The following is a 26,394-nucleotide window of genomic DNA, read 5'->3' as shown; positions in this document are numbered from 1 at the left end:
CGACCCGATACGACAAGCACGCCATCGTCTACCGCGCCGCGGTCCTCATCCAAGCCGTCATCGCCTGGACCCGACAATTATCAGACACGCCCTAGGCGATGTCGCTTGGTTCCGCAGTCAGATCCCGGTTGGACGGTTCGCATCACGGCTGTAGCTGTTGCGTCCTTGTGTGCTTCACGAGCCGATTTGCAGTCCCAGCACGGTGCTGATGTTCCATGAGGGTGTTTCTTGCAGTTGGGGGAGCTTCCTCCTCCTTTTTGCTCCTCCTTCTCCTCTGAAGGACGGTGAGCGTCCTTCGTTGCGTACGCTGACCGTCCTGCGTTCGGCGCTGAGCGTCCTGCGTTCACAGGACGGTGAACGTCCGCCGTTGCCGTAACGGGAGACGTTGAGCGTCCTTCGTCACGGAGCGCCTTAAGCGGTGAACCGTCCCCGTCGAGAAGGTCGTAACGTGCGTTGCGCCCTGGCGCTGCGGAGTGCGTTCGGATGAGACCGGCACGGGTCAGCGATTCAGTTGCTCGTCCAACTGCGCGGTACCCGGCGTCATTGGCGGGCTTGCCCAGCGCGGCCGTAAGAGAGTTGCGGCCCGCGTAGAAGCTCGGGCAGGGAGCCGCATCCAGAGCGGTCACGGCCATGAACGCGTAGATGCGCATTGGTGCGTGACCGAGGCCACATTTCGACGCCGCCAGGTATGCGGCCTTGACCAGGCCGGCACCCATCAGCATCCGCCTTCACCAGCGAAAACATCCCAGATATGTGTACTATTGGGGGGAAGATTCCCAGCCGCCACAGCAGGATCTACGGGAGCCGCCTCAGGGCGGCTTTTCCCATTCAAGCGACCACCGCCAGAGGCTTGCCCCAAAGGGCGAGGCTCGATGCGGAGATGCGAATGAGTCGCGGCCCGTAGCGTCGTGCTTCGAGCTCTCCGCGGGCTATCGCGCGCCTGATTGTCTTGGTGCTGACCTGTTTGGCCTGCGCTGCTTGTTCAACAGTGAGGTCGACCGAGATATCGACAGTTTCCATAAGAAACGCCTTCCGATGGGCGTGTTTGAACACGCACCGGAAGGCGTCCGGAGAACTTAGGCCCCGCCAGAAGGGGGCAACACAACTATATCAGATCGCCCACAAGGGGACAAGGGGGGAACTACGGCGTGTCGCGCAGTGCCCTAACGAGTTGGGGCAACGCTTTGAGTTCGAGGATCGACTCTCCGCGCGCGCTCGAAAGCTCCGCGAGTCGTTCTATGTCGCTCCCCCTCAGCGGTACGACGATTCCGCATCCACAAGTAAGCACTTGCCGTATGTGGGGGTCCCCGGGTCGATCAACGGCGGCTACGGACCCACGCATTTGGGCGATCACCTCGACCCTCCCTCCGACTTCCGATACATCTTCCCGCCAGTACGCGTAGTGCGGGACCAGGGTGTGGTCATCGAGATAAGCGACGATCACTATCGGCGCCCCGTCAAAGCCCCTCCCCGCATGAGTGCACACGACGCGGACGAGGATCTGGTGCGCGAAAGCGCCCATGCGGGCATGGAAGTCTGCGTCGAGTGCAGCGATGTCTGTCACTATGTGTTCCCCTCCGGGCGCGGGGGCAGGGCCGTAGCCCTCGCCCCCTAACCGGTCTATCTGCTGATGCTCTTTTCGTGCTCGTGAAACAGGTTAGGGGGTCCCTGTGGACCCTGTGTCCTGTTCGCTAAACGTGCAGTTCGTGTGCGTGAAGTTCGTCCGTAGATGGTTGCCGCACTCGTGCCACTCATGACGCGCCCCGTCAATGACGCAATGGTCGTTGTCACCGGGCGTAGCTTCGCAGCCGGCGCACTTCTGAACCGTCGCCGGCCAGATCACGACGTGCTCCGGTCGATCGCGTCCGCCGCGTGCTCGACGTTCGTGGCGAGGGCCCTCAACTGCTGCGAGGTCATCTCGCCGAGCGGGTGCCCGTCGATCGCCACAGAGATGCCCCGAGACGTGCCGCGGCAGTAGCGGCCGTAGACGAGGGAGATCCCTATGTTGACGGGTCCGTAGTCGCCGTCGAGCCAGATCTCAGGGCTGGAGTCCTTCGTCGCCTCGACCGCCTCGAAGGTGTGCGCCCATTCCGGCAGTTCGCCGGTCGCAAGCGCTTCTCGGGTGTGGTCGAAGTCGATGAGGAACGTCAGATCGACCTTGAGTGCCGAGGCGCGCACGGCCACGGCGTCGACGGTGTCGCCCGGTTCGATCGCCCACGTCCAGTCCTCCGGGGGTGCAGCAGTTCTCTTCGCGGGGCGCGGGTTGACCTCGGTAGAATCGATAATGCTCATTAGGGGTTGCTTCCCTTCTGGGTCGCCCTCGCCGTGTTCGCGCACGGCGGGGGCGTCTTCGTCAGGTGTTGCGGATGCAACACCTCATGCAAGATCGGACATCCGCCTCGCAAGCTCTTCATCGCGACCAGCGGTGTGCTGGTAACGCATCGCAGCGGCCACCGTCGAGTGGCCTAGGCGAGTCTGCAATTCCTTCAACGTCGCACCCGCCAGAGCGGCCCGTGTAGCGCCGTAATGACGGAGCGCGTGCCACGGCATGTCCGGGCGTCCAGCGGCCTTCCTGGCGGGGTTCCAGTGCTTCCAGAACGCACTCTGCGCTAGATGTGAAACACCGTCCGTTGCGGGGAACAGTAGGGATTCGGGGAACCGGCCCGCGTGCGTCGTCAGATGCTCATCGACAACTGCCGTGACATGCGGGGGGAGCACGATGTTTCGCACGCCGGCCTCAGACTTCGTCGGGCCAACCCCGAAGCCTTGACCCGCAACATGCGTGACCGCGCGATCGACAGACACAACATAGACGTCCTCGAGCTTCGTGAGATCCCTGCGACGCAACTCAGTGAGCTCGCCGTACCGAACACCCGACCATGCCGCGATCACTACAGCCGCTTTGAATCGAGGAGTAATCGTGTTGACAATCTTCTGCAACTCGGCTGCGGTCGGCGGTTCAGTCTTCCGGCCGCTCGACGCAGATGCGGCGCCCTGGATGTCGCACGGGTTCGACTGCGCACGACCCCTCTTAACCGCCGTTGTCATGATCGACTTGAGCAGTTCGTAGGCTCGAGCCGCCTGAGTCTTCGTCCCGGAACGGATCAGATCCGAGAACCAGACGTCGACAGCCTCAGCCGTGATCGCGTTGAGGCGCATTTCGCCGAACAGTGCAAGCGGGCCTTTAACAAGTCGCCGGTACTCCGCGGCGGTGCGGGGCCGCAGGTGATCACCGTGGCGGTTCGTGCGGTTTGAGATCCACTGCTCCGCGTACTCAGCGAAGGTTTCACCCTTCGACTGCTTCGCGGACTGTGCGTCAGCGGCCGCACGAGCCTGCCACACGCCGTCCGCAATCTCGATGCGTCGGCGTGCCAACCATTCCCGTGCGTCGGTCTGAGCGGTGAAAGTCATGGGCGCCGCATACCGATTCCCATCCGGTCCGACGTAGGACGCCTGATAGCGCTTCGAGGGGAGCTGTCGGATAGCGCCGAAAGGCTCCCGCCGTTTGCGTGCCTTACCGCCCATCTCTTCCCTCCCCGTGCAATACCGTGCAATATCTCGTGGCTGCGTATGTCCACTTATGGTTTCCAGTGACCTTAACACTGGATCGAGCTGCACCGCAAGAACACGCGCCAAAGAGACCGAAACTCCAGTGAAACCGGGAGAGCGCCCCAGTAGTCCTGATACAGTTTCGATCCCAGTATCGCGCACCACGATAAAACCCCTGACTTATCAGGGGTTTTTCTGGTTGTTGCAACCTTGCCCGCTTTCGGCGCGGGAATAGTTCCACCTCCACCAGTGTATTCACATGCATACGCATTTTCGCTGAGACACATGGAGGTCGACATCATGACCAATCACGTTGACGGTCGCGTCATCATCATCACCGGGGCAGGGAGCGGCTTCGGCAAGCTCGTGGCCGGCATGACTGCAGAGCTCGGTGCACACGTCGTGGCATCCGACATCAATGAGGACAGCCTGAAGGAGGTCGTCGACGAGATTCGCGCCAAAGGCCAGAGCGCAGAGTACAAAGTCGCCGACGTGACCGACAAGGATCAGATGGATGCCGTCGCCGCGTTCGCCGTCGAGAAGTTCGGCCGCATCGATGTCATGCTCAACAACGCCGGCATCATGCCTCTCGCGTTCTGGTCCGACCACAAGGCTGCGTGGAGGGCCTGGGACAAGTCGATCGACATCAACATCAAGGGTGTCGTCAACGGCATCGCCGCCGTCTACGACCAGATGATCGAGCAGGGCCGCGGACAGGTCGTCAACATCTCCTCGATCTACGGCAACGCCGGTATGCCCGGATCAGGTGTGTACAGCGCGACCAAGGCAGCAGTGAAGATCATCTCCGACTCGCTGCGCATCGAAGCACACGGCAAGATCAAGGTCACGACGCTCAAGCCGACCGGCGTTCCCGGCACCAACCTCGCCAGCGCCGTCGTCAACGACACCGCGATCTCCGGGCTTGCGGGACAGAATGCGGCCGACTACTTCGAGAGCACCGAAAAGTTCATGAAGGGCGAGCTTCCTGCGGACAAGACTGACTCCGACAGCATCGAATACTGGGCCATCACTCCGGAAGAACTCGCCGAGAACGTCGTCTACGTCATCAACCAGCCGTGGGGCGTGAACATCAGCGACATCACCGTCCGCGCGAGCGGTGACGTGTTCATCCACTGACCCACCCCGCGTCCCGCGTCCGGCGCCCGACCGGTTAGGCTCTCACAGCGGCTGCGCCAACGGCCGCCGTCACGACACCGAGCCCGCCGGCCCCAAGCGGCGGCACAGGGGGTAGCCATTTTCCGGACCATCACGAAGCGGTCCGCCGCCGCCGCAGCGGTGGCACTCGGACTCGTCGCCGTCGCGGGCTGCTCAGGCGTCCCGGGAGGGCCGGACGACCAGTCGGTCGCGGATGCCTGCTCGCAGGCCTCCGCATCCGTCTCGGCCGCGCAATCCGATCTGTCCGATATCACCACCGATGTCACGGAGGGCAACTTCTCGGTCGTCGCCGCGCAGCTCGGCGCGCTGCATACGAACCTCGCCGAGACCGCCGAATCGCTCGGCAATGCCGATGTCAGGCGAACCCTGAATGCGCTCGCGAACAAAGTGGGCGACTTCGCCCGCATCTTCGACGGCGCCCCCGACGGAGACCTCACGGCGATCGCCGACAGGGTCACCGAGCTGCAGAGCGTCTCCCGGGATGTCGCGGCCGCCGGCCAGGCGATGAGCGATCTCTGCAACTGATCACAGCGGCTCATCTGCCGGGCTGCGCGGAATCACTTCGCGCAGCCCGGTAGCCTTTACGCACGCCCTCTTCTGGAGTTTCTGTGACTGACGCTGCCGCACCGTCCGACGTGGTCTATCCCGCCGACGGCTTCGCCCTGTTCCCCGACCGTTCCGTCGTCGCGCTTCGCGTCAACGGCGAGCTGAAAGACCTCGCCACTGTCGTGCACGACAGTGACGAGGTCGAGCCCGTCACGATCGACAGCCCCGACGGCCTCGCGATCCTGCGCCACTCGACGGCCCACGTGCTCGCACAAGCGGTGCAGCGCCTTCACCCGCAGGCGAACCTGGGCATCGGTCCGCCCATCACCGACGGGTTCTACTACGACTTCGGCGTCGACGAGCCGTTCACGCCCGAAGACGTCAAGGCGATCAGCAAAGAGATGCAGCGCATCGTGCGCGAGGGCCAGCGGTTCGTCCGCCGCGTCGTCACCGATGACGAAGCGCGCGCCGAACTCGCCGACGAACCGTTCAAACTCGAACTGATCGGCCTCAAGGGCAGTCCTTCGACCGGCTCCGGAGCCGGTGCGGTCGAGGGCGCCTCGGTCGAGGTCGGCGCGGGCGAACTGACGATCTACGACAACGTCACCCGCGACGGTGAGGTCGCATGGAAGGACCTCTGCCGCGGGCCGCACCTGCCGAGCACCCGCATGATCGGCAACGGCTGGGACCTCACCCGCATCGCGGCGGCGTACTGGCGGGGGAGCGAGAAGAACCCGCAGCTGCAGCGCATCTACGGCACCGCGTGGCCCACCAAGGACGAACTGCGCGCCTACCAGCACCGCCTCGAAGAGGCCGCCAAACGCGACCACCGCCGCCTCGGCAGGGAACTCGACCTGTTCTCGTTCCCGGATGAGATCGGATCGGGCCTGTCGGTGTGGCACCCGCGGGGTGGGATCGTGCGCGGCGAGATGGAGCAGCACGCTCGCCGCCGGCACATCGAGGGCGGTTACACCTACGTCTACACGCCGCACATCTCGAAGCAGGACCTGTTCCTGCAGTCCAACCACCTCGTCACCTACCGCGAGGGCATGTTCCCGCCCATCCACCTCGACGAGGAACGGGATGCCGCGGGCGAGATCACCAAAGCAGGGGTCGACTACTACCTGAAGCCGATGAACTGCCCCATGCACATCCTGATCTTCAAGGAGCGTGCGCGCAGCTACCGCGACCTGCCGATGCGGCTCGCCGAGAACGGCACCGTCTACCGCAACGAGCTCTCGGGAGCCCTGCACGGTCTCACGCGGGTGCGCGGCTTCACGCAGGACGACTCCCACCTCTTCGTGACGCCGGAGCAGCTGGAAGCCGAGACGACCCGCGTCCTCGAGTTCGTCATCACGATGCTGCGCGATTTCGGTCTCGACGACTTCGAGCTCGAACTGTCGATGCGCGACGACGAGAAGGAGAAGTGGATCGGCACCGACGAGTTCTGGGAGTACTCGACGAACGCCCTGCGCAACGTCGCCCTCGCCAGCGGCCTGAAGCTGACCGAGGTTCCCGGCGAAGCCGCCTTCTACGGCCCCAAGATCGACCTCAAGACGAAGGACGCCATCGGCCGCACCTGGCAGCTGTCGACCGTGCAGGTCGACCCGAACCTGCCCGAGCGCTTCGAGCTCGAGTACACCGACCGCGACGGTCAGAAGAAGCGTCCGATCATGATCCACCGTGCGCTCTTCGGATCGATCGAGCGCTTCTTCGCGATCCTGCTCGAGCACTACGCGGGAGCTTTCCCCGTGTGGCTCGCACCCGTGCAGGTGGTCGGCATCCCCGTCGCCGAGGATTACGCCGACTATCTCGAGGATGTCATCGCCGCGCTCGCCGTCGCGGGTGTGCGCGCGGAACTCGACCGCAGCGACGACCGCATGCAGAAGAAGATCCGCAACCACACCACGGGGAAGGTGCCGATCATGCTGATCGCGGGGGAGCAGGACCGCTCCGCCGGCACCGTGTCGTTCCGATTCCGCGACGGATCGCAGGAGAACGGCGTTCCCATCGCCGACGCCGTGCGGCGCATCCGCGACGCCGTCGACACGCACACGCTGGTCAACACGGCGGAAGATCTGGCGTGATCGACCCTTCGGCGAGCTCAGGGACCGGGGGCGACCCTTCGGCGAGCTCAGGGACCGGGGGCGAGCCCGGGACCGGGGGCGACCCTTCGGCGGGCTCAGGGGCCGCCGGGGCGGAGCCACGGGGCGCGGCGGAGGGCGTGGACGGACTCGCCGATGCCGCGGCGCTGCCGGGTACGCCGGACGGGTTCCAGCGGCTGTGGACGCCGCACCGCATGGCGTACATCAACGCCGGGCCCGAGCCGCTGCGCGAAGTGTGCCCCTTCTGCGCGGCACCCGACAAGACCGACGAAGACGGCCTGATCGTCGCGCGCGGCCGCACCGCCTACGTGCTGCTGAACCTCTTCCCGTACAACTCGGGGCACCTTCTCGTGTGTCCCTACCGTCACGTGTCGACCTACGACGAGGCGACGCCCGAAGAGGTCGCCGAGATCGGCGCGCTCACCCAGCGCGGCATGCGGGTGCTGCGCTCGGTCTCCCGCTGCGACGGCTTCAACCTCGGCATGAACCAGGGACACGTCGCGGGAGCCGGCGTCGAAGGCCACCTGCATCAGCACATCGTGCCGCGCTGGCGCTCCGATGCGAACTTCTTCCCCATCATCGCCCAGACCAAAGCCCTGCCGCAGCTGCTGGGCGACGTGCGGCGCACCGTCGCCGAGGCCTGGGACGCCTGAGCTCGCCGCGACGCGGAGTGCGCGGCATCCGCTGAGAACAGCCGTTCCTGCCGACGCAGGCCGATCCGTTGGCAGAAACCACCTGCTCCCGCCAGCTCACCTGACCGCCGGCACGGCAGCCGACGCGCCGCTCAGCGCACCTGGCGTGCCGCGAACTGCATGCGCGGGTGCGCGTAGAACTCCTGGGCTTCGACGAGCCGCAGTTCGCGGTCCTGCGCCTCGAGCGTGAGGGAGAGCAGGTCGAAGACGCTCGATGCTGTGCGCTCGAGCGCGAGGGCAGCGTTCTGTTCGCGCCGGTAGTGCGCAGTGAACAGAGCCGCCGTCACGTCACCGGATCCGTTCGCCTTCAGGGGGAGCAGCGGCGTCTGCACGATCCAGGCTCCCGAGTCGTCCGCGACGAGCATCTCGATCGTGTCGGGTTCGCGGTCGGGGCGCTCCACGCTCGTCACGAGCACGGTCGACGGCCCCATTGCGCGCGCAGCGTCGACGGCGTCGAGGGTCGACTCGATCGTGTCGGGCTCGGACTCGGTGAGGAACCCGAGCTCGAACTGGTTGGGCGTGATGATGTCGGCCACGGGAACGACCCGCTCGCGCAGCAGCACCGGGATGGCCGGTGCCACGAAGCATCCGGATTTCGCGTTGCCCATGACGGGGTCGCACGCGTATACGGCGGCGGGGTTGGCCGCCTTCACACGTGCGACGGCGTCGATGATGACGTCGGCGATGCCCTCGCTGCCCTGATATCCCGACAGGACGGCGTCGATCCCCGAGAACACGCCGCGCTCCTCGATGCCGGTGATGACATCGCGCACGTCGTCGGGCGAGATGAGCGGCCCGCGCCAGGCACCGTAGCCGGTGTGGTTCGAGAAGTTGACCGTGTAGACCGGCAGCACATCGACGCCGATGCGCTGCAAGGGGAACACGGCAGCCGAATTGCCGACGTGACCGTGGGCGACGGCGGATTGAATCGAGAGCACCTTCACGGGACGATCATGCCACCTCTCGCGCACCCGCTCCCACGCGCGCGGCCTCGATCGCCGCCGCGACATCTCGCGCGAGAGCGTCGGCGGACGTCTCGTCGAGATCATGGACCGTGAGGCGCAGCCGTCGCGACGGGCCCGTCGACGCGAGCGCGAACTCGTCGCCCGCGCGGGCGAGCCAGCCCCGACGCATGAGCTGCTCGACGACGGCTCGTGCGGCGACGGGCAGCTCGACCCACAGGTTGAGTCCGTCACCCGGTTCTGTCACGACGCCGTGCTCTGCCAGCCTCCGGGCGAAGTCGATGTTTCGCTCGGCGTAATGCACTCCGGCACGGTCGATCGCCGCACCGACGTCCGGGTCGCTCACGAGCGCATGCGTCAGGCGCTGCAGCAGGTGGCTCACCCATGTCGTGCCGGGTGTGAGACGCATCGCGAGGCGCTCGGCCGTCTCCGGGTCGGACGCCGTCACGGCCAGACACATATCGGGCCCGAGGAACTTCGACACCGAGCGGATGAGCGCCCACCGACGATGCTCCCCGCCGATGACCGAGTGATACCGCGACCGCGACAGCATCGAGAAGTGGTCGTCTTCGATCACGAGGACATACGGATGCCGCGCCAGCACGTCGCGCAGCTGGGCGGCGCGCTGCGCCGACAGACTCGCACCCGTCGGGTTCTGCGCCCGCGGGGTGCAGACGATGGCCCGCACACCGTCGTCGAGGGCCGCCCGGAGCCCGTCGACCGTCATGCCCTCATCGTCGACGGGGATCGGAACGGGGCGGTAGCCGCCCAGACGCACCGTGTGGATGCTCGTCAGGAAGCACGGATCCTCGAGCCCCACCGCGTCGTCGCGCGTGAGCGCCTGGGCGAGCAGCCGTTCCACGGCGTCGGCGGCGCCGCTCGTGATCGTGATGCGGATGTCGTCCTCGCGCACGAGGCCGTCACGCATCCAGCCGCGCGCCCACGTCTCGAGGCCGGGATCGACGACGGGCTCACCGTAGAGCACCGGGCGCCCGGTGACCCGCGCGAGCGCGGACGACACGTCGGGGATGAGGTCGGGGTCGGGGTTTCCCGTCGCGACATCGCGCAGCACACTGTCGGCGGCGAAGCCCTCCTGCGCAACGGGGGAGCCCCCCGCGACACGCGTGCCGGCACGGCCGCGCGTCACGATGGCCCCCGCCTGAGTGAGCTGGCGGTAGGCGGCGACAGCGGTGTTCCGGTTCACGCCGAGTCGTTCGGCGAGGGTGCGCACCGGGGGGAGCGGATCGCCCGGACGGAGGCTCCCTCGTTCGACGAGGGCGCGCACGCTCTCGGCGATCTCGGTCGCGGTGCCGCCGCTGATGGCGAGGTCCATGCCGCTCCTTCCGACGTCTCGATCCTACGAGGTGGATCATGCTACGTTTTGGCATAGGCCAATCAACGGATTGGCTGTGCCCATTCCAGGAGGACCAGATGTCGACCGCCGCCACCGGGACCAACCGCGTCAAGCGCGGACTCGCCGACATGCTCAAGGGCGGCGTCATCATGGACGTCGTCACCGTCGAGCAGGCTCGTATCGCCGAGGACGCCGGCGCCGTGGCCGTCATGGCCCTCGAGCGCGTGCCCGCCGACATCCGGGCGCAGGGCGGCGTCTCGCGCATGAGCGACCCCGACATGATCGACGGCATAAAGGCGGCCGTCTCGATCCCGGTCATGGCCAAGGCCCGCATCGGGCACTTCGTCGAAGCGCAGGTGCTGCAGCAGCTCGGCGTCGATTACATCGACGAGTCCGAAGTGCTCTCGCCCGCCGACTACGTCAACCACATCGACAAGTGGAGCTTCGACGTGCCGTTCGTGTGCGGTGCGACCAACCTGGGAGAGGCCCTCCGCCGCATCAACGAGGGTGCCGCGATGATCCGATCGAAGGGCGAGGCCGGAACCGGCGACGTGTCCGAGGCGACGAAGCACATCCGCACCATCTCCAGCGAGATCAACGTCCTGCGCTCCATGACGAAGGACGAGCTCTACGTCGCGGCGAAGGAGCTGCAGGCGCCCTACGACCTCGTGGCCGAGATCGCCGAGACGGGTCAGCTGCCCGTCGTGCTGTTCGTCGCCGGTGGTGTCGCAACCCCCGCGGATGCCGCCATGATGATGCAGCTCGGCGCGGACGGCGTCTTCGTGGGTTCGGGCATCTTCAAGAGCGGCAATCCCGCTGAGCGCGCCGCCGCGATCGTGAAGGCCACGACGTTCTTCGACGACGCGAAGGTCGTCGCGGACGTGTCGCGCGGCCTGGGCGAGGCCATGGTCGGCATCAACGTCACCGACCTGCCGGCCCCGCACCGCCTCGCCGAGCGGGGCTGGTGATCTCGATACGGCCGCTGCGCGACCTACTCGATCCACGGGGGCACGCGTGAGGGTCGGCGTCCTCGCGCTGCAGGGTGACGTGCGCGAGCACGTCAGCGTCCTGACGGAGCTCGGGGCCGACGTCGTGCGCGTGCGCCGGCCCGACGAGCTCGCCGCCGTTCGCGGGCTCGTGATCCCCGGCGGCGAGTCCAGCGTCATGGACAAGCTCGCCCGCGCGTTCGGGCTGCACGAGCCGCTGCGCGACGCGATCGCGAGCGGCATGCCCGTGTACGGCACGTGCGCGGGCCTCATCATGCTCGCCGACCGCATCACGGGTGCGATCGACGGTCAGCAGAGCCTCGGCGGTCTCGACATCACCGTGGCCCGCAACGCCTTCGGCAGTCAGGTCGACTCGTTCGAGACCGAACTCGATGTCGACGGATTCGCCGGGCCGCCCGTGCATGCGACGTTCATCCGCGCACCGCTCGTGACCGACGTGGGTGATCGCGTGCGCGTGCTCGCGTCGCTGCCCGATGGGGGAGTCGTCGCCGTCGAGCAGGGCGCATTGCTCGGCACCTCGTTCCACCCCGAGATGAACGGCGAGACGCGCTTGCACGCCCGCTTCCTCGAGCACGTGCGCGCGAGCTGACCTCACGCCCGGGTCGGCACCGCCTCGATGAGCCGTTCGATCGCCTCGAGCGTGCGGTCGATGTCGTCGTCGGTCGTCACCCACGACGACATCGAGCAGCGCAGCATCGCCCGCCCGTCCCATTCCGCGCCGGTGAGCGCCGCCGTGCCGTCGGTGAGGATCGCCGCGCCGAGCTGCCGCGTCGCGTCGTCGTGCTCGAGGCGGAACATCACCTGGGTGTATGACACCTCGTTGACGACTGTGACCCGCGGCATCCGTCGCAGCCCCGCCTCGAGACGCACGGCGTTGTGGTGCAGCCGCTCGACGAGCTCGGCGACGCCGCGACGGCCGAGACTGCGCAGCGCGGCCCACGCGGGCACGCCCCGGGCACGGCGCGACAGCTCGGGGTTGACGTCCCAAGGGTCGAGGCTCGTGTACATGAGGTAGTCGCCGCCCGTGCGGAACATCGCGATCGCGTCGGCGGGGTCGCGGATGATCGCCATGCCGCAGTCGTACGGCACATTGAGTGTCTTGTGCGCGTCGGTCGTCCAGGAGTCCGCGCCGTCGACGCCGTCGGTGAGCGATCGCAGGGCGGGAGAGGCGGCGGCCCACAGACCGAACGCGCCGTCGATGTGCACCCACGCCCCGTGGGCGCGGGCGAGCGGAACGAGCTGCGCGAACGGGTCGAACGCCCCCGTATGCACCTCGCCGGCCTGCAGGCACACGATCGTGGGGATGCCGCGCCCACTCGCCAGCGCCGCGGCGAGGCCGTCCGGCAGCATCCGCCCCTCGTGATCGGCGGGCACGACGACGAGCTCGTCGGCGCCGATGCCGCAGAATCGCGCAGCCCTGTCGACCGATCCGTGGCGCTGCGCTCCGACGACGAGCCGGACCGGCGGCGCACCCCGCAGGCCCTGGCGGGTCAGATCCCACCCGGCCCGGCGCAGCACGGCGTGCTGAGCGGTGGCGAGGCAGACGAAGTTCGACACCTGCGCTCCCGTGACGAAGCCGACGGCCGCGTCGGCCGGCAGCCCGAGGAGCTCGCATGTTCAGCGGCCCGCGATGCGTTCGAGCGCGACGGTCGCGGTCGTCATCGTGCTCGACCCGGCGTTCTGGTCCCACGCCGAGACGAGCCAGTCGGTCGCGAGGGCGGCGGGAAGGGTCCCACCGATCACGAAGCCGAAGAACCGGCCGCCCGGGATGGCGACGAGTCCGGGGTCGGCCCGCTCGGCGAGATCGGCGACGAGCTCGGCGGCATCCTGCCCCTCGTCCGCGAGCGGTCCGCCGAATACACCGAGCATGTCGTCGAGACTCGCGCGCGGCCACACGGGCCGCTCAGCGAGCGAGTCGAGGAATCGGGATGCCGCGTCATGAGCCGCCTCGAGGGCATGCGCCCGGTCGTCCATGCCTCGAGTGTCCTCCCCCTTCGGGCCGCGGGCAACGGGACCCGTAGAATCATCTGCATGTCCGGCCACTCCAAGTGGGCGACGACCAAGCACAAGAAAGCCGTCATCGACGCGCGTCGTGCCAAGTCGTTCGCCAAGCTCATCAAGAACATCGAGGTCGCCGCCAAACTCGGCGGCGCTGACCTCGCAGGCAACCCGACCCTGTACGACGCCGTGCAGAAGGCGAAGAAGACCTCCGTCCCCAACGACAACATCGACCGCGCCATCAAGCGCGGTGCGGGCATCGGCGGCGAGTCCATCGAGTACCTGTCGATCATGTACGAGGGCTACGGGCCCAACGGCGTCGCGCTCATGATCGAGTGTCTGACCGACAACAAGAACCGCGCCGCCGCCGAGGTGCGCACGGCGCTGAGCCGCAACGGCGGCAACCTGGCCGACCCCGGCAGCGTCGCCTACAACTTCACGCGCAAGGGCGTCATCGTGGTGTCCGGTGAAGGCACGTCCGAGGACGACGTCATGCTCGCCGTGCTCGAGGCGGGAGCCGAAGAGGTCGAGCCGCACCCGCAGGGGTTCGAGGTCGTGACCGAGCCGACCGACCTCGTGACCGTGCGCACGGCGCTGCAGGACGCGGGCATCGACTACGAGTCCGCCGACATCGAGTTCGTTCCGAACCTCAAGGTCGAGATCGACGCCGACACGGCGCGCAAGGTGTTCCGGCTGATCGACGCGCTCGAAGACAGCGACGACGTGCAGAACGTCTTCAGCAACTTCGATCTGAGCCCCGAGGTGCAAGCCGAGCTCGAATCCGACGACTGATCGGGCGGATGCCGCCGTTCGGGCGCGCCTGGGCGGTGCAGGTCGCGCGCTCGCTTAGCGTAGGGCCGTGACCTCTTCTTCCGCACGCGGCGTGCTGCGTGTGCTCGGGATCGACCCGGGCCTCACGCGGTGCGGCATCGGTGTCGTCGACGTCGCGCGCGACCGATCGGCGACGCTCGTGCACGTCGGGGTCGTGCGGTCCCAGCCGGGCGACCCGATCGAGACGCGGCTCGCGGCGATCGCCGCCGGCATCCGCGGCGTCGTCGATCGGCATTCCCCGGCGGTCATCGCGGTCGAGCGCGTCTTCGCGCAGCAGAACCTGCACACCGTGATGGGAACGGCCCAGGCGAGCGGCATCGCGCTGCTCGTGGCGGGGGAGCGGGGCCTTCCCGCCGCGACGCACACCCCGAGCGAAGTGAAGGCCGCCATCACCGGCTACGGCAGCGCCGACAAGCGCCAGGTGCAGACCATGGTGGCCCGCATCCTGCGGCTCGACGAGCTGCCCAAGCCCGCAGACGCCGCCGATGCCCTCGCGCTCGCCCTCTGTCACGCCTGGCGCGGAGGCCCTGCCTCGGCCCCGTCGGCACCGCTCACGCCCGCGCAGCGCGCCTGGGCCGATGCGGAGCGTCTCACGCGGCGGTAGCGTGTCGGTCGAACATAGCTCCGAATCCCCGCGTAGGCTCGCCTCATGATCTCCTCGCTCCGCGGCACAGCCGTGCACGTCGACACCGATGCCGTCGTCGTCGAGGTAGGCGGAGTCGGCCTCGCCGTCGCCGTGACGCCTCAGATCGCACGGAGCACGCCGGTCGGAGCCGAGATCACCCTGCACACGACGCTCATCGTCCGCGAAGACGCCCTGTCGCTCTTCGGGTTCGAGACCCGCGACGACCTGGCCGTCTTCGGACTGCTGCTGGGTGTCACCGGCGTCGGGCCGAAGTCCGCGCTCGGGGTGCTCTCGACGCTCACCGTCGCGCAGATCGCCGATGCCGTCGCCGCCGAAGACGACGCTCCGTTCCGGCGCGTGTCGGGCATCGGCCCGAAGACGGCGAAGCTCATGGTCGTGCAGCTGGCCGGCAAGATCGACGCGCTCGCCGCCACGACCCCGACGACGGATGCTGCGGCCACGGCCGGCATCCCCGCTCAGGTCGTGCAGGCCCTCGTCGGGCTGGGCTGGTCCGAGCGCATCGCGACCGAGTCGGTCACGACCGTCGCCGAGCGCGCGAACGACGCCGACCGTGCTTCGGTGCCGGCTCTGCTGAGACTCACGCTGTCCGCGCTCGGCCCGGCGCGGAAGGAGCCCGTCGGTGGATGAGCTGAGAGACGCCGGCGAACCGGTCGACGAGGGGGAGCTGGCGATCGAGGGCGCCCTGCGGCCGGCGTCGCTGGCCGAGTTCGTCGGCCAGCAGAAGGTGCGCGGTCAGCTGCAGCTGCTGCTCGATGCCGCCCGAATGCAGCAGCGGCCCGCCGATCACATCCTGCTCTCGGGACCCCCGGGACTGGGCAAGACGACGCTCGCCATGATCGTCGCGCACGAGAGTGCGCGACCCCTGCGCTTGTCGAGCGGGCCGGCCATCCAGCACGCGGGCGACCTCGCGGCGCTGCTGTCGAGCCTCACGCCCGGCGAAGTCCTCTTCATCGATGAGATCCACCGCATGGCGCGCTCGGCCGAAGAGATGCTGTACCTCGCGATGGAGGACTTCCGCATCGACATCATGGTCGGCAAAGGCGCCGGTGCCACGAGCATCCCCCTCGATCTCGCACCCTTCACGCTCGTCGGCGCGACGACCCGGTCGGGCCTCCTGCCCAATCCGCTGCGCGACCGGTTCGGTTTCACGGCCCACCTCGAGTTCTACGAGCCCCACGAACTCGAGCGTGTGCTCGAGAGGTCCGCTCCGATGCTCGGCATCGTCCTGCCCACCGGGCCACGCGCCGAGATCGCGCGCCGTTCGCGAGGCACCCCGCGCATCGCCAACCGCCTGCTGCGCCGGGTGCGCGACTACACGATCGTGCACGGCGACGGCGCCGCAGCCGACGCTGCGACCGTAGACGCGGCGCTCGAGCTCTACGATGTCGACGCCTTGGGACTGGACCGGCTCGATCGCGCGGTCCTCGACGCCGTCGTCCACCGGTTCGGAGGGGGTCCGGTCGGGCTGAGCACACTGGCGGTCGCCGTCGGCGAAGAACCCGACACGATCGAGTCCGTCGTCGAGCCGTATCTGGTGCGCATCGGCTTCATGGGGCGCACTCCGCGCGGGCGCATCGCGACTCCTGCCGCCTATCAACATCTCGGCGCACCGCGTGACTCCGCGGTCCTGGGATTCGATGGCCTATAATCGCTGAAGGCCTCTCGCCTATACCCTCCCTGCAAGGCATCGCCGCCGTGGCGCACGCCTGACCCGAAAGGCACCCCGCCCCATGGAATTCGGTCTCTTCTTCCAGCAGTACGGTCTCATCGTCCTGCTCATCCTGCTGCTCGTCTTCATGTTCTGGAGCTCGCGCCGCCGCATGCAGAAGCAGAAGACGGAGCAGGCTGAGAAGGCCCGCCAGACCGTCCCCGGCGCCGAGGTGCTGCTGCAAGGCGGCCTGTACGGCACCGTCGTCGAGTACGACGGTGAGAACCTCGACCAGCCCGCGATCGTGTCGATCGCCCCCGGCGTCGAGATCAAGGTGCACAGCCAGGCGATCCTGCGCGTCGTGAACCCCACCGAGGGCTTCGTCACCGAAGACGACTTCATCGAAGCTGAGGAGTCCGAGGCCGAGTACGACGCGGCCGTCACCGACGGAGACATCTCCTCGATCAGCGACGACCGCGCCCGTTGGGCCGGCGACGAGTCGCAGCCGGGCAGCGACGACAAAAAGCCCGAGGCCTGACCGGTCCTTCGCGGCCATCCCCCCGAGAGAAGCGAATCACCGTGGCGACATCCACCCCTGTCCGGCACGCCTGGCGCGCCCTCATCGCGCTTGTCGTGACGACGGCCGTCCTGTTCGGCATCAACGCGCTGGGCGTATACGTCTTCACCGACGAAGACGGCAACGGTCAGAGCTCCTGGAGCCCTGACCTGGCGCTCGACCTTCAAGGTGGCACGCAGATCGTCCTGCAGGCGCAGACGCCTGACGGCTCTGCGCCCAACGAAGAGCAGATGAACCAGGCGGTCACGATCATCCGCCAGCGCGTCGACGCGTCCGGCGTCGGCGAGGCCGAGGTCGGCACGCAGGCCGGCAACCAGATCGTCGTGCAGATCCCGGGCGAGGCCGACGACGAGACGCGTGCACGCATCGAGGCATCCGCCCAGCTTCAGCTGCGCGCCGTACTCGTCGCCGGCGCACCCGTCAACACGTTCGTCGGCGAAGACGGCCAATCGACGCCGTACCCGACCCCGGATCCGACGCTCGGCGCGACGCCGACGGTGGAGCCGACCGACGGCAGCGACCTGAACTGGATCACGCCCAAGCTCGAGGCCGAGTTCATGGCGTACGACTGCGCGAATCCGACCAACGACCCGGCCAACGCGCCCAAGGACGAGCCGCTCATCACGTGCGACCCGTCAGGCTCGGCGAAGTACCTGCTCGGCCCCGTCGAGCTCGACGGCTCGTCGATCTCGGATGCGACGTTCGGCCTGCAGCAGACCGACGGCCGCTGGGCCGTCAACCTCGTCTTCAACGGCGAGGGCACCAAGACCTTCGGTCAGATCAGCCAGCGCCTCTACGGTGCGCAGCCGCCTCTGGACCAGTTCGCGTTCGTGCTCGACGGCTACATCCTCTCGGCGCCGTCGATGAACGGCGTCATCATGGACGGCAAGCCCAGCATCACGGGCAGCTTCACGCAGGAGACGTCCAAGACGCTCGCCGACCAGCTCAAGTACGGTGCACTGCCGCTGAGCTTCGAGGTCGTCAGCTCGAACACGATCTCGGCGACGCTCGGTACGCAGCAGCTCGAGATCGGTCTCATCACGGGTCTCATCGGCCTCATCCTCGTGGCGCTGTACTCGCTCATCGTCTACCGGACGCTCGGCACCGTGATCATCGCATCCCTGCTGGTCATGGGTGTCCTGACGTACGTCATGCTCTGCATCCTGGCGTGGCGCATGGGCTTCCGTCTGTCGCTGGCCGGTGTCGCGGGTGTGATCGTCTCGATCGGCTTCACGGCGGACTCGTTCATCATCTACTTCGAACGAATACGAGATGAGCTGCGAGACGGCAAGTCGATCACGAGCGCCGTCGAGGACGGCTGGGCGCGCGCGAAGCGCACGATCTACATCTCGAAGTCGATCAACATCCTGGCCGCCGTCGTGCTGTACATCCTGGCGGATGCGACCGTGAAGGGCTTCGCGTTCACGCTGGGGCTCACGACGATCATCGACGTCTTCATTTTCATCCTCTTCACGCACCCCGTCATGCAGCTGCTGGCGCGCACGAAGTTCTTCGGTCAAGGGCACCCTCTCTCGGGCATGGATCCGAATGCACTCGGCGCGGTCTACCGCGGACGCGCGCAGTTCCGCGCGCCTGTTGCGGCAACGAGCACGACCCCCGCGGGAAGACGAGCCGTCAAGTCGCGAAGCGAGGCCGTGCGCCGCCAGACCATCGCAGAACGCAGACAAGCCGCAGAACTCGCCGCAGCCGACTCCTCGAAACCCGGCCCGAACGTCAAGGAAGCAGGCGACTGATGCGCACCATGAGCCAGCTCGGCAACGACCTCTACACCGGCAAGACGTCCTTCCCGTTCGTCGGGCGACGCAAGCTGTGGTTCATCATCGCGGCGGTCCTCGTGATCGGATCCGTGCTCGTGCCGTTCATCCGGCCCGTGCAGTTCTCGATCGAGTTCACGGGTGGATCGCAGTTCACCGTGTCGGGCCTGTCCAGCCCGGAACAGTCTCTGGCCACCGACGCGGTGCACTCGGTCGTACCCGGAGCGACGACCAAGGTCACCACGATCGGCGACACCGCGGTGCGCGTGCAGACCGACCAGATGACCGAGGCGGAGACGCGCGCGGTCACCGATGCTCTGGCCGACGAGTTCGGCGTGCCCGAGAGCGAAGTGACGGCGTCGTTCATCGGCCCCACATGGGGCGCCGATGTGACGCGGCAGTCCCTGTGGGGACTCGCGATCTTCCTCGCGCTGACCTTCATCATCCTCGCGCTGTACTTCCGCACGTGGAAGATGTCCGTCGCGGCGATCATCGGTGTCGTGGACGTGCTCGTCGTCACGGTCGGCATCTACGCCGCCTTCGGGTTCGAGATCTCGCCCGCCGCCGTCATCGGCTTCCTGACGATCCTCTCCTATGCGCTGTACGACACCGCCGTGGTGTTCGACAAGATCAAGGAGAATACGAACGAAGACGGGGAAGTGTCCGGTCGAACATTCGGCGAATCGGTCAACCTCGCCGTCAACCAGACCCTGGTGCGCTCGATCAACACGACGGTCGTCGCGATCCTGCCCACCGGTGCGATCCTGTTCATCGGCTCGCTGTGGCTCGGCGCTCAGACCCTCACCGACATCTCGCTGTCGATCTTCGTCGGAACCATCGTCGCGGCCTACTCGACGATCTTCGTCGCCTCGCCGCTGTACTCGTTCATGCGCGAAAAGGAGCCGGCGATCCAGGCGCGCGACGAGCGCGTCCTGGCGGCGCGCGAATTGGCGGGCGCTCCGGCCTGACCCTTCGGCCCGCTCCGCGGGCTTAGGATGGCAGGCTCGGGGGAGGGAGGTCTATCGCATGGCGGAGACACTCCCTCCTGCCCACCCGTCGTCGCTGCGCCGGCTCGTTCCGCGCATCTTCTCGCGGGCCGCGCGACGCGATGACGTCGAGAAGCTGCTGCGCACGGTGCGCACGCACCACCCCAAGGGCGACCTCTCGATCATCGAGCGGGCCTACGGCGTCGCCGCAGACGCGCACCGCGACCAGAAGCGCCAGAGCGGCGAGCCGTACATCACCCATCCGCTCGCCGTCGCGCAGATCCTCGCCGACATGGGACTCGGGCCCAAGGCGATCGCCGCCGCGCTGCTGCACGACACGGTCGAAGACACCGGCTATGCGCTGGACACCCTGAGCGCGGAGTTCGGCGACGAGGTCGCGATGCTCGTCGACGGCGTGACGAAGCTCGACAAGGTGAAGTACGGCGACAGCGCGCAGGCAGAGACGGTCCGCAAGATGATCGTCGCGATGTCCAAGGACATCAGGGTGCTGCTCATCAAGCTCGCCGACCGGCTGCACAACGCCCGCACGTGGGGCTTCGTTCCGACGCACAAGGCCGCCAAGAAGGCGACCGAGACGCTCGAGATCTACTCACCGCTCGCGCACCGCCTCGGCATCCAGACGATCAAGTCCGAGCTCGAAGACCTCTCCTTCGCCGTCCTGCACCCCAAGATCTTCGCCGAGATCGACAGCCTCGTGCGACAGCGCACGCCCCAGCGCGAGCAGTACGTGCAGAACGTGATCGACGCCGTCGACGCGGATCTACGGGACCTGCGCATCCGCGGCCGGGTCATGGGACGCCCCAAGCAGCTGTACTCGGTCTACCAGAAGATGATCGTCCGCGGTCGCGAGTTCGACGACATCTACGACCTCATCGGCATCCGCGTCCTGGTCGGCAGCGTGCGCGACTGCTACGCCGTCCTCGGCGCGATCCATGCGCGTTGGACTCCGCTGCCCGGCCGATTCAAGGACTACATCGCGACGCCGAAGTTCAACCTGTACCAATCGCTGCACACGACCGTGATCGGCCCCGGCGGACGAACGGTCGAGATCCAGATCCGCACCAACGAGATGCACCAGCAGGCCGAGTTCGGCGTCGCGGCGCATTGGAAGTACAAGGAGCGGATGAACGGCGGCAAGGCCGACGCGAAGTCGCTCGACACCGATATGGCCTGGCTCGCGCACATCTCGGATTGGCAGGCTGAGACCGCCGACCCGGGCGAGTTCCTGGACTCGCTGCGGTTCGAGATCGGCGCGAAGGAGGTCTACGTCTTCACGCCGAAGGGCCGCGTCATCGGACTGCCGGCCGGCGCCACACCCGTCGACTTCGCGTATGCCGTGCACACCGAGATCGGTCACCGCACGATGGGTGCGAAGGTGAACGGGCGTCTCGTGCCGCTGGAGACGACGCTGAAGAGCGGCGATGTCGTCGAGGCGTTCACATCGAAGAACCCCGACGCCGGCCCCAGCCAGGACTGGCTCGGGTTCGTCACGAGCACACGCGCGCGCAGCAAGATCCGCGGCTGGTTCACGAAGGAGCGGCGCGAAGAGGCGATCGAGCAGGGCAAGGAGTCGATCGCGCGCGCGATGCGGCGACAGAACCTGCCGCTGCAGCGCCTCATGAGCCAGGACTCCTTCACCGAAGTCGCCCAGCAGCTGCGCTACGAAGACGTCTCCGCACTGTATGCGGCCGTCGGCGAAGGCCACGTGTCGACGCAATCCGTGATCGAGAAGGTCACGGCGCTCATCAATGCCAACGACACAGCGACCGGTCCCATCGACCTGCCGCAGCTCGGACGCTCCCGCGCGCCGCGCGGGGGAGACTCCGGCATCCTCGTCCGCGGTGCGCCCGACATCCTGGTGAAGCTCGCGAAGTGCTGCACGCCCGTGCCGGGGGACGACATCATGGGCTTCGTCACGCGGGGGACGGGCGTGTCCGTGCACCGCACCGACTGCACGAACGTCGTCTCGCTCCAGCAGGACACCGAGCGCCTGATCGACGTCGAGTGGGCGCCGACGTCCAAGAGCGTCTTCCTCGTGCAGATCCAGGTCGAGGCGCTCGACCGCGCGGGTCTGCTCAGCGACGTCACGCGCGTCCTCAGCGAGCACCACGTCAACATCCTGTCGGCGACCGTGACCACCTCGAACAACCGCCTCGCCCTGAGCAAGTTCGTGTTCGAGATGGGCGACATCGTGCACCTCGATCGCGTGCTCAACGCCGTGCGCCGCATCGATGCGGTCTATGACGTCTATCGCGTCACATCGTCCTGACCGAGCACGCGCAACCGCTGGAGCCCGACCTTCTTGTGCGGCACCCCCGAGTGCTCCACGAGCCATGTCTCGGCATCTCGGACGATGTCGGGCCGTGCGACGGCGAGGGCGCGGGCAGCATCCGCATGATCTTCGTCATCGACCCGAACCAGATCGGCGAGCGTGCGCGTGAGCGTCGTCACCCACACGCCACCGAGCAGCTGCAGGTCGTCCTCGTCGATCGTCGTGTCGCGATAGACGAGCCGCACATCGAGGACGGCATGCAGCCGTCGCCGGATCGCGCGTTGCACGGTGTGCCGCCCCGGTGGGTCGAGCGTGACCCCGTGCACCCACGCCGCGCTCACGTGGGTCGCCGCGAGACTCTCGCCGAGGATGCCACGCAGCGAGCCCGCCCGCAGAGCCGCGGTCTCGACGGCGTCGGCCGGAACGAAGGCGTCACCGAGCTCCACGACATGCCCGTCGAGCCGCGCAGCGCACAGCTCGGCTTCGGACAGGCGTCCGCCGGGGAAGTACAGGAACGGCGTGCTCATGAGGGAAGTGTGCCCGAGCGGAGTCGTCCGCGAACGCAGATCGGCCCGGTTGTGGAGAACCGGGCCGATCTGAAGGCGGTGTGAACTCTAGCCGCCGAGCACCTTGAGCCATCCGCGACGCGCTTCGAGCGCTTCGCTCGCCTGCGCGATCGAACGCTTGTCGCCCGATGCCTTCGCGGCGTCGAGCTCCTGCTCGAGCTTCTCGATCGCGTCGGTGAGCTGGCGCGTCATGTCGTTCGCGCGCGCCTTTGTCTCGGGGTTGTTGCGCTTCCAATCGGTCTCTTCGCGGGTGCGCAGCGCCTGCTCGATCTTCCGCAGGTCGTCGTCGAGGCCACGCTCCGCGTCGCGGGGGAACACACGACCGATGTCGTCCCAGCGCCGCTGGATACCGGTGAGAGCCGCACGAGCCTTCGCGAGCTCCGGCTCGTCGGCGATGGTCTTGGCTTCGACGAGCAGTTCGCGCTTCGCCTCGATCTTCTCGCGGGATGCTTCGATGTCAGCGGCTTCGCGCTCGACGCGCGCCGAATAGAGCGCATCTCCGGCCGCCTTGAACCGCGCCCACAGCGCGTCGTCGGTCTTCTTGCCGGCGCGGCCGGCGCCCTTCCACTGGTCGAGCAGGTCGCGGTAGGCCGGAATGCCGTCCTCGCCCTTCGGCGCGAGGGCCTCGGCGCGTTCGACGAGCTTCGACTTGCGCTCGCGCACCTCTTTATGGGCGCCGTCCAGCTGGGCATAGAACTCGCGGCGGTGCTTGTCGACCGTCGAGCGCGCATCGCGGAAGCGCTTCCACAGCTGCTGCGCCGTCGACTTCGGCAGACGCGGGCCGTTCTGCTGCTGCGACTGCCACTGATCGAACAGGTCGGCCATGTCGGCGGAAGCCTGCTTCCACTGCACCGTCTTGGGGTCGCGGGCCGCGAGCGTCTCGGCCTGCTCGACGAGGGTCGTGCGTGCGCGCACGGCCTCATCGACCGCCTCGCGGGCAGCGGCGGCTTCGGTCGCGGATGCCGCCGAGAGAGCTTCGGTGAGCGCGCCGAGGCGCGCCTCGAGGCCGGCGAGATCGCCGACGGCGGCCGCGTCGGTGGTTCGGCTCAGCAGAGCACGGGCGGCCGAACGCAGGTCGGAGGCTGATGCGCCGCCACGACGGTGGCGCGCTTCGAGCAGCGACACCTCGCCGGCGAGGTCGGAGTACTTGCGCTCGAAGTACGCGAGTGCTTCGGCGGGCGTGCCGTCGGGGTACTGACCGACGACGCGCCATCCCGCGGCTTCTCGCACCGAGACGGTGCCGTCGTCGTCGACGCGCCCCCACGGCTCGCCGTCGGAGGCGGGCGTCGCGTCGTCTGCCTGCGACGACGAGGAGTCGGCAACGGGCTTGGGGCGGGCTGCCGCGGACGGTGGCGCCGGCACGGCGCGAGGGCGCGGCGTGGGCACGGGTGACGGGGCCGGCGTGGTGACCTCGGCCGCGGGCTCCGCGGTGGCGTCGGCGCCGGCGACCGGAGCGGTCTCGGCGACGGCGTCCGGCGCAGGAGCGGCCTCGGCGTCAGCGACCGGTGCGGCCTCGGCCTCGGCGACCGGTGCGGCATCCGCGTCCGGGGCAGGAGCGGCCTCGGGGTCGGAGGCAGGAGTGGCCTCGGCGTCAGCGACGGGAGTCGCCTCGACGTCGGGGGTCGGAGTCGCCTCGACGTCGGAGACCGGCGTGGTGTCGTCTTCGGGGGACGGGGGAGTGGGCTCTGCGTCGGCAGTCACGGGTTGCACCTCATCGCGGCCTCGCCGCCTGTGGGGGATGGACGCGTCAAGCCTAGTACGCGAGCTTCATCGCACGACGTCTCGACAGCGGTGTTCTCGGGTCAGGGAGTGGAGGTCGGCTCGGGCTCGGGGAGCTCGGTGTCGACGGGCTCGGGGACGGGGCTCTCGGAGTCCACGGGATCGGGCACGGAGCTCGGCAGAGCCGGCGGCGTCGTGATCGATGTCGGCTCGGGTTCGGGCACCGGCGTGCCCGGTCCGACGGTGAAGTAGAGCGTCTGAACGACGACGATCGCGACGATGACGAGTCCGCCGCCGATGCCGGCGATCAGATTGTCGCGTGTGCGGCGACGCGTCTGACCCTGGTGAAACGCCTGACGCGCCTGGTATACCCGCGACCGTTCGCGCGTCTCACGCGCACCACGGTCCTTTCCCACGCTGGACACGGGACCTCCTTTTCCGGGTGAGCCCCGGGCCGGGACGATCCTATTCAGAACGCAGGCTCGCGGCAAAGGCGGCTGCATCGAACGGGCCCGGTGTCGGCCGACGCGATTAGCCTGGACGGGTGACTGCACCCACTCCCACCGCGCTCTTCCAGGGGCAGACGCCCCTCGCGGTGCGGATGCGGCCGACCTCGCTCGATGAGGTCGCCGGTCAAGGGCATCTGCTCGCACCGGGGTCGCCCTTGGTCACACTCGCCGATTCCGAGGCCTCGACGCGCGCCGCGACCTCGGTGATCCTCTGGGGCCCGCCCGGAACGGGCAAGACCACTCTCGCCCAGGCGATCGCCCGTTCTTCGGGTCGGCGGTTCGTCGAGCTCTCGGCCGTGACGGCGGGGGTCAAGGACGTCCGCGAGGTCATGCAGGATGCGCTCACGCAGCGCGATCTCTACGGCCAATCGACGATCCTCTTCCTCGATGAGATCCATCGCTTCACGAAGGCCCAGCAGGACGCCCTGCTTCCGGGCGTCGAGAACGGCTGGGTCGTCCTGATCGCCGCGACGACCGAGAACCCGTCGTTCTCGGTGATCTCGCCGCTGCTGTCGCGGTCGCTTCTGTTGACGCTGCGCCCTCTCACCGACGACGACCTGAGGATGCTGCTGACCCGTGCGACGACCGACGCCCGAGGCCTCCACGACTCGATCGTGCTGCCCGACGAGGCGCGCGACGCCATCGTGCGACTCGCGTCGGGCGACGCGCGCCGCGCTCTCACGACGCTCGAGGCTGCGGCATCCCTCGCGATCGAGACGAATGCCGACGAGACGGCGCCGTCCGTCACGCCCGACCACATCGCGCAGGCCGTCGACCGCGCGCTGCTGCGCTACGACCGCCAGGGCGACGAGCACTACGACGTCATCAGCGCCTTCATCAAGTCGATCCGCGGCTCCGACGTCGACGCCGCGCTGCATTACCTCGCGCGCATGATCGAGGCGGGCGAAGACCCGCGCTTCATCGCCCGGCGCCTCATCATCTCGGCCGCCGAAGACATCGGCCTGGCCGACCCGCACGCACTGCCGCTCGCTGTCGCCGCCGCCGACGCCGTGCAGTTCATCGGGATGCCCGAGGGGCGCATCCCGCTCGCCGAGGCGACGGCGTACCTCGCGACGACAGCGAAGTCCAACGCGGCTTACCTCGCGATCGACAAGGCGATCGCCGATGTGCGTTCCGGAGGTTTCGGACGCGTCCCGACGCACCTGCGCGATGCGCACTATCCCGGCGCGAAGCGGCTCGGGCACGGCAAGGGCTACCGCTATCCCCATGACGCCGACATCGGGGTCGTGGCGCAGCAGTACCTGCCCGATGAGCTGCGCGGTCGCCGCTACTACGAGCCCAAGGCGCTCGGGACCGAACGCGACGTGCAGGCGCGTCTCGAGAAGATCCGCCGCATCCTCGACGGCGACTGACCCGCCTGAGCAGGCGGCACAGCCGCCGTGCATCCGCGGTCCCTGAGCAGGCGGCACAGCCGCCGTGTATCCCCGGTCCCTG

Annotated in this window: 25 protein-coding genes and 1 pseudogene; 16 read left to right on the top strand and 10 right to left on the bottom strand. The window is 67.9% G+C overall.

Annotated features, from left to right (window positions below; translation table 11 throughout):
• Positions 1 to 95, top strand: a pseudogene (locus tag ACWICD_RS08330) (IS5/IS1182 family transposase); the annotation flags it as partial.
• 733 nt (positions 96 to 828) lie between these two features.
• Here ACWICD_RS08330 and ACWICD_RS08325 read toward each other — a convergent pair.
• The 3 genes from ACWICD_RS08325 to ACWICD_RS08315 form a co-directional block, all read right to left on the bottom strand.
• Positions 829 to 1,020, bottom strand: coding sequence for a helix-turn-helix domain-containing protein (locus ACWICD_RS08325; protein WP_454139898.1), 192 nt, complete (start codon positions 1,018 to 1,020; stop codon positions 829 to 831).
• An 819-nt stretch (positions 1,021 to 1,839) separates the two neighbouring features.
• Positions 1,840 to 2,292 (bottom strand): hypothetical protein, encoded by a 453-nt coding sequence (locus ACWICD_RS08320; protein ID WP_454139897.1) that lies wholly within the window; start codon positions 2,290 to 2,292, stop codon positions 1,840 to 1,842.
• An 84-nt stretch (positions 2,293 to 2,376) separates the two neighbouring features.
• On the bottom strand, positions 2,377 to 3,411 hold the full coding sequence (locus ACWICD_RS08315) for a tyrosine-type recombinase/integrase (RefSeq protein WP_454139896.1): 1,035 nt from the start codon (positions 3,409 to 3,411) through the stop codon (positions 2,377 to 2,379).
• A 438-nt stretch (positions 3,412 to 3,849) separates the two neighbouring features.
• Here ACWICD_RS08315 and ACWICD_RS08310 point away from each other — a divergent pair, with 438 nt between their 5' ends.
• The 4 genes from ACWICD_RS08310 to ACWICD_RS08295 all read left to right on the top strand — a co-directional run bounded on the left by ACWICD_RS08310 (position 3,850) and on the right by ACWICD_RS08295 (position 8,029).
• Positions 3,850 to 4,686: an SDR family oxidoreductase gene (locus ACWICD_RS08310; protein WP_376125846.1), complete on the top strand. Its 837-nt coding sequence runs from the start codon at positions 3,850 to 3,852 to the stop codon at positions 4,684 to 4,686.
• Positions 4,687 to 4,845: 159 nt separating this feature from the next.
• Positions 4,846 to 5,250 (top strand): hypothetical protein, encoded by a 405-nt coding sequence (locus tag ACWICD_RS08305; protein WP_454139895.1) that lies wholly within the window; start codon positions 4,846 to 4,848, stop codon positions 5,248 to 5,250.
• Positions 5,251 to 5,333: 83 nt separating this feature from the next.
• Entirely contained in the window at positions 5,334 to 7,358 is a 2,025-nt protein-coding gene (gene thrS, locus ACWICD_RS08300; RefSeq protein ID WP_454139894.1) for a threonine--tRNA ligase, read from the top strand.
• A gap of 137 nt (positions 7,359 to 7,495) precedes the next feature.
• On the top strand, positions 7,496 to 8,029 hold the full coding sequence (locus tag ACWICD_RS08295) for an HIT family protein (RefSeq protein ID WP_454139907.1): 534 nt from the start codon (positions 7,496 to 7,498) through the stop codon (positions 8,027 to 8,029).
• A gap of 131 nt (positions 8,030 to 8,160) precedes the next feature.
• Here ACWICD_RS08295 and pdxY read toward each other — a convergent pair whose 3' ends face one another.
• Entirely contained in the window at positions 8,161 to 9,012 is an 852-nt protein-coding gene (gene pdxY / locus ACWICD_RS08290) for a pyridoxal kinase PdxY (protein WP_376125855.1), read from the bottom strand.
• Between the two features lie 7 nt (positions 9,013 to 9,019).
• Complete coding sequence (locus ACWICD_RS08285) at positions 9,020 to 10,363, bottom strand: aminotransferase class I/II-fold pyridoxal phosphate-dependent enzyme (RefSeq protein WP_454139893.1); 1,344 nt, start codon at positions 10,361 to 10,363, stop codon at positions 9,020 to 9,022.
• A 98-nt stretch (positions 10,364 to 10,461) separates the two neighbouring features.
• Here ACWICD_RS08285 and pdxS point away from each other — a divergent pair, with 98 nt between their 5' ends.
• The gene (gene pdxS / locus ACWICD_RS08280) at positions 10,462 to 11,352 is read left to right on the top strand and encodes a pyridoxal 5'-phosphate synthase lyase subunit PdxS (RefSeq protein ID WP_454139892.1); all 891 of its coding nucleotides are present in this window, start codon (positions 10,462 to 10,464) and stop codon (positions 11,350 to 11,352) included.
• 46 nt (positions 11,353 to 11,398) lie between these two features.
• The gene (gene pdxT / locus ACWICD_RS08275; protein ID WP_454139891.1) at positions 11,399 to 11,980 is read left to right on the top strand and encodes a pyridoxal 5'-phosphate synthase glutaminase subunit PdxT; all 582 of its coding nucleotides are present in this window, start codon (positions 11,399 to 11,401) and stop codon (positions 11,978 to 11,980) included.
• 2 nt (positions 11,981 to 11,982) lie between these two features.
• Here pdxT and ACWICD_RS08270 read toward each other — a convergent pair whose 3' ends face one another.
• Together ACWICD_RS08270 and ACWICD_RS08265 are read right to left on the bottom strand one after the other, a co-directional pair.
• The gene (locus tag ACWICD_RS08270; protein WP_454139906.1) at positions 11,983 to 12,990 is read right to left on the bottom strand and encodes a pyridoxal phosphate-dependent decarboxylase family protein; all 1,008 of its coding nucleotides are present in this window, start codon (positions 12,988 to 12,990) and stop codon (positions 11,983 to 11,985) included.
• A gap of 18 nt (positions 12,991 to 13,008) precedes the next feature.
• Positions 13,009 to 13,365 carry a hypothetical protein gene (locus ACWICD_RS08265; protein ID WP_454139890.1) on the bottom strand — a complete coding sequence of 119 codons (357 nt, stop codon included), beginning with the start codon at positions 13,363 to 13,365 and terminating at the stop codon, positions 13,009 to 13,011.
• Positions 13,366 to 13,422: 57 nt separating this feature from the next.
• Here ACWICD_RS08265 and ACWICD_RS08260 point away from each other — a divergent pair, with 57 nt between their 5' ends.
• The 8 genes from ACWICD_RS08260 to ACWICD_RS08225 all read left to right on the top strand — a co-directional run bounded on the left by ACWICD_RS08260 (position 13,423) and on the right by ACWICD_RS08225 (position 22,142).
• Positions 13,423 to 14,181, top strand: coding sequence for a YebC/PmpR family DNA-binding transcriptional regulator (locus tag ACWICD_RS08260; RefSeq protein ID WP_376125868.1), 759 nt, complete (start codon positions 13,423 to 13,425; stop codon positions 14,179 to 14,181).
• 67 nt (positions 14,182 to 14,248) lie between these two features.
• Complete coding sequence (gene ruvC / locus ACWICD_RS08255; RefSeq protein WP_376125870.1) at positions 14,249 to 14,824, top strand: crossover junction endodeoxyribonuclease RuvC; 576 nt, start codon at positions 14,249 to 14,251, stop codon at positions 14,822 to 14,824.
• Positions 14,825 to 14,869: 45 nt separating this feature from the next.
• Entirely contained in the window at positions 14,870 to 15,493 is a 624-nt protein-coding gene (gene ruvA, locus ACWICD_RS08250; protein ID WP_376125873.1) for a Holliday junction branch migration protein RuvA, read from the top strand.
• Complete coding sequence (gene ruvB / locus ACWICD_RS08245; RefSeq protein WP_454139889.1) at positions 15,486 to 16,514, top strand: Holliday junction branch migration DNA helicase RuvB; 1,029 nt, start codon at positions 15,486 to 15,488, stop codon at positions 16,512 to 16,514. Before ruvA ends, ruvB begins: the two co-directional genes overlap by 8 nt.
• Before the next feature lie 82 nt (positions 16,515 to 16,596).
• On the top strand, positions 16,597 to 17,052 hold the full coding sequence (locus ACWICD_RS08240; protein ID WP_376125879.1) for a preprotein translocase subunit YajC: 456 nt from the start codon (positions 16,597 to 16,599) through the stop codon (positions 17,050 to 17,052).
• A gap of 41 nt (positions 17,053 to 17,093) precedes the next feature.
• The gene (secD, locus tag ACWICD_RS08235) at positions 17,094 to 18,845 is read left to right on the top strand and encodes a protein translocase subunit SecD (RefSeq protein WP_454139888.1); all 1,752 of its coding nucleotides are present in this window, start codon (positions 17,094 to 17,096) and stop codon (positions 18,843 to 18,845) included.
• Positions 18,845 to 19,834 (top strand): protein translocase subunit SecF, encoded by a 990-nt coding sequence (secF, locus tag ACWICD_RS08230; protein ID WP_376125885.1) that lies wholly within the window; start codon positions 18,845 to 18,847, stop codon positions 19,832 to 19,834. Before secD ends, secF begins: the two co-directional genes overlap by 1 nt.
• Before the next feature lie 58 nt (positions 19,835 to 19,892).
• A complete protein-coding gene (locus tag ACWICD_RS08225) occupies positions 19,893 to 22,142 on the top strand; it encodes a RelA/SpoT family protein (protein ID WP_454139887.1) in 2,250 nt (749 codons plus the stop codon).
• On the opposite strand, the gene ACWICD_RS08220 is transcribed toward ACWICD_RS08225, so the two are convergent.
• The 3 genes from ACWICD_RS08220 to ACWICD_RS08210 all read right to left on the bottom strand — a co-directional run bounded on the left by ACWICD_RS08220 (position 22,121) and on the right by ACWICD_RS08210 (position 24,855).
• Positions 22,121 to 22,672: a hypothetical protein gene (locus ACWICD_RS08220; RefSeq protein WP_454139886.1), complete on the bottom strand. Its 552-nt coding sequence runs from the start codon at positions 22,670 to 22,672 to the stop codon at positions 22,121 to 22,123. The genes ACWICD_RS08225 and ACWICD_RS08220 overlap by 22 nt on opposite strands.
• 87 nt (positions 22,673 to 22,759) lie before the next feature.
• Positions 22,760 to 23,941: a DUF349 domain-containing protein gene (locus ACWICD_RS08215; protein WP_454139905.1), complete on the bottom strand. Its 1,182-nt coding sequence runs from the start codon at positions 23,939 to 23,941 to the stop codon at positions 22,760 to 22,762.
• A 572-nt stretch (positions 23,942 to 24,513) separates the two neighbouring features.
• Complete coding sequence (locus ACWICD_RS08210; RefSeq protein WP_376125893.1) at positions 24,514 to 24,855, bottom strand: dioxygenase; 342 nt, start codon at positions 24,853 to 24,855, stop codon at positions 24,514 to 24,516.
• Between the two features lie 176 nt (positions 24,856 to 25,031).
• Here ACWICD_RS08210 and ACWICD_RS08205 point away from each other — a divergent pair, with 176 nt between their 5' ends.
• Positions 25,032 to 26,312, top strand: coding sequence for a replication-associated recombination protein A (locus tag ACWICD_RS08205; protein WP_376126125.1), 1,281 nt, complete (start codon positions 25,032 to 25,034; stop codon positions 26,310 to 26,312).
• Positions 26,313 to 26,394: the final 82 nt, after the last annotated feature.

The sequence above is a fragment of the Microbacterium sp. NPDC055357 genome (assembly GCF_053644835.1).
This window is presented reverse-complemented; position numbering and strand designations above follow the sequence as displayed.

Coding starts and splice junctions, on each gene's coding strand:
- ACWICD_RS08325 (WP_454139898.1), bottom strand. CDS start 1,020: ATGGAAACTGTCGATATCTCGGTCGACCTCACTGTTGAACAAGCAGCG.
- ACWICD_RS08320 (WP_454139897.1), bottom strand. CDS start 2,292: ATGAGCATTATCGATTCTACCGAGGTCAACCCGCGCCCCGCGAAGAGA.
- ACWICD_RS08315 (WP_454139896.1), bottom strand. CDS start 3,411: ATGACTTTCACCGCTCAGACCGACGCACGGGAATGGTTGGCACGCCGA.
- ACWICD_RS08310 (WP_376125846.1), top strand. CDS start 3,850: ATGACCAATCACGTTGACGGTCGCGTCATCATCATCACCGGGGCAGGG.
- ACWICD_RS08285 (WP_454139893.1), bottom strand. CDS start 10,363: ATGGACCTCGCCATCAGCGGCGGCACCGCGACCGAGATCGCCGAGAGC.
- pdxS (WP_454139892.1), top strand. CDS start 10,462: ATGTCGACCGCCGCCACCGGGACCAACCGCGTCAAGCGCGGACTCGCC.
- ACWICD_RS08265 (WP_454139890.1), bottom strand. CDS start 13,365: ATGGACGACCGGGCGCATGCCCTCGAGGCGGCTCATGACGCGGCATCC.
- ACWICD_RS08260 (WP_376125868.1), top strand. CDS start 13,423: ATGTCCGGCCACTCCAAGTGGGCGACGACCAAGCACAAGAAAGCCGTC.
- ruvA (WP_376125873.1), top strand. CDS start 14,870: ATGATCTCCTCGCTCCGCGGCACAGCCGTGCACGTCGACACCGATGCC.
- ACWICD_RS08240 (WP_376125879.1), top strand. CDS start 16,597: ATGGAATTCGGTCTCTTCTTCCAGCAGTACGGTCTCATCGTCCTGCTC.
- secF (WP_376125885.1), top strand. CDS start 18,845: ATGCGCACCATGAGCCAGCTCGGCAACGACCTCTACACCGGCAAGACG.
- ACWICD_RS08225 (WP_454139887.1), top strand. CDS start 19,893: ATGGCGGAGACACTCCCTCCTGCCCACCCGTCGTCGCTGCGCCGGCTC.
- ACWICD_RS08220 (WP_454139886.1), bottom strand. CDS start 22,672: ATGAGCACGCCGTTCCTGTACTTCCCCGGCGGACGCCTGTCCGAAGCC.
- ACWICD_RS08205 (WP_376126125.1), top strand. CDS start 25,032: ATGCGGCCGACCTCGCTCGATGAGGTCGCCGGTCAAGGGCATCTGCTC.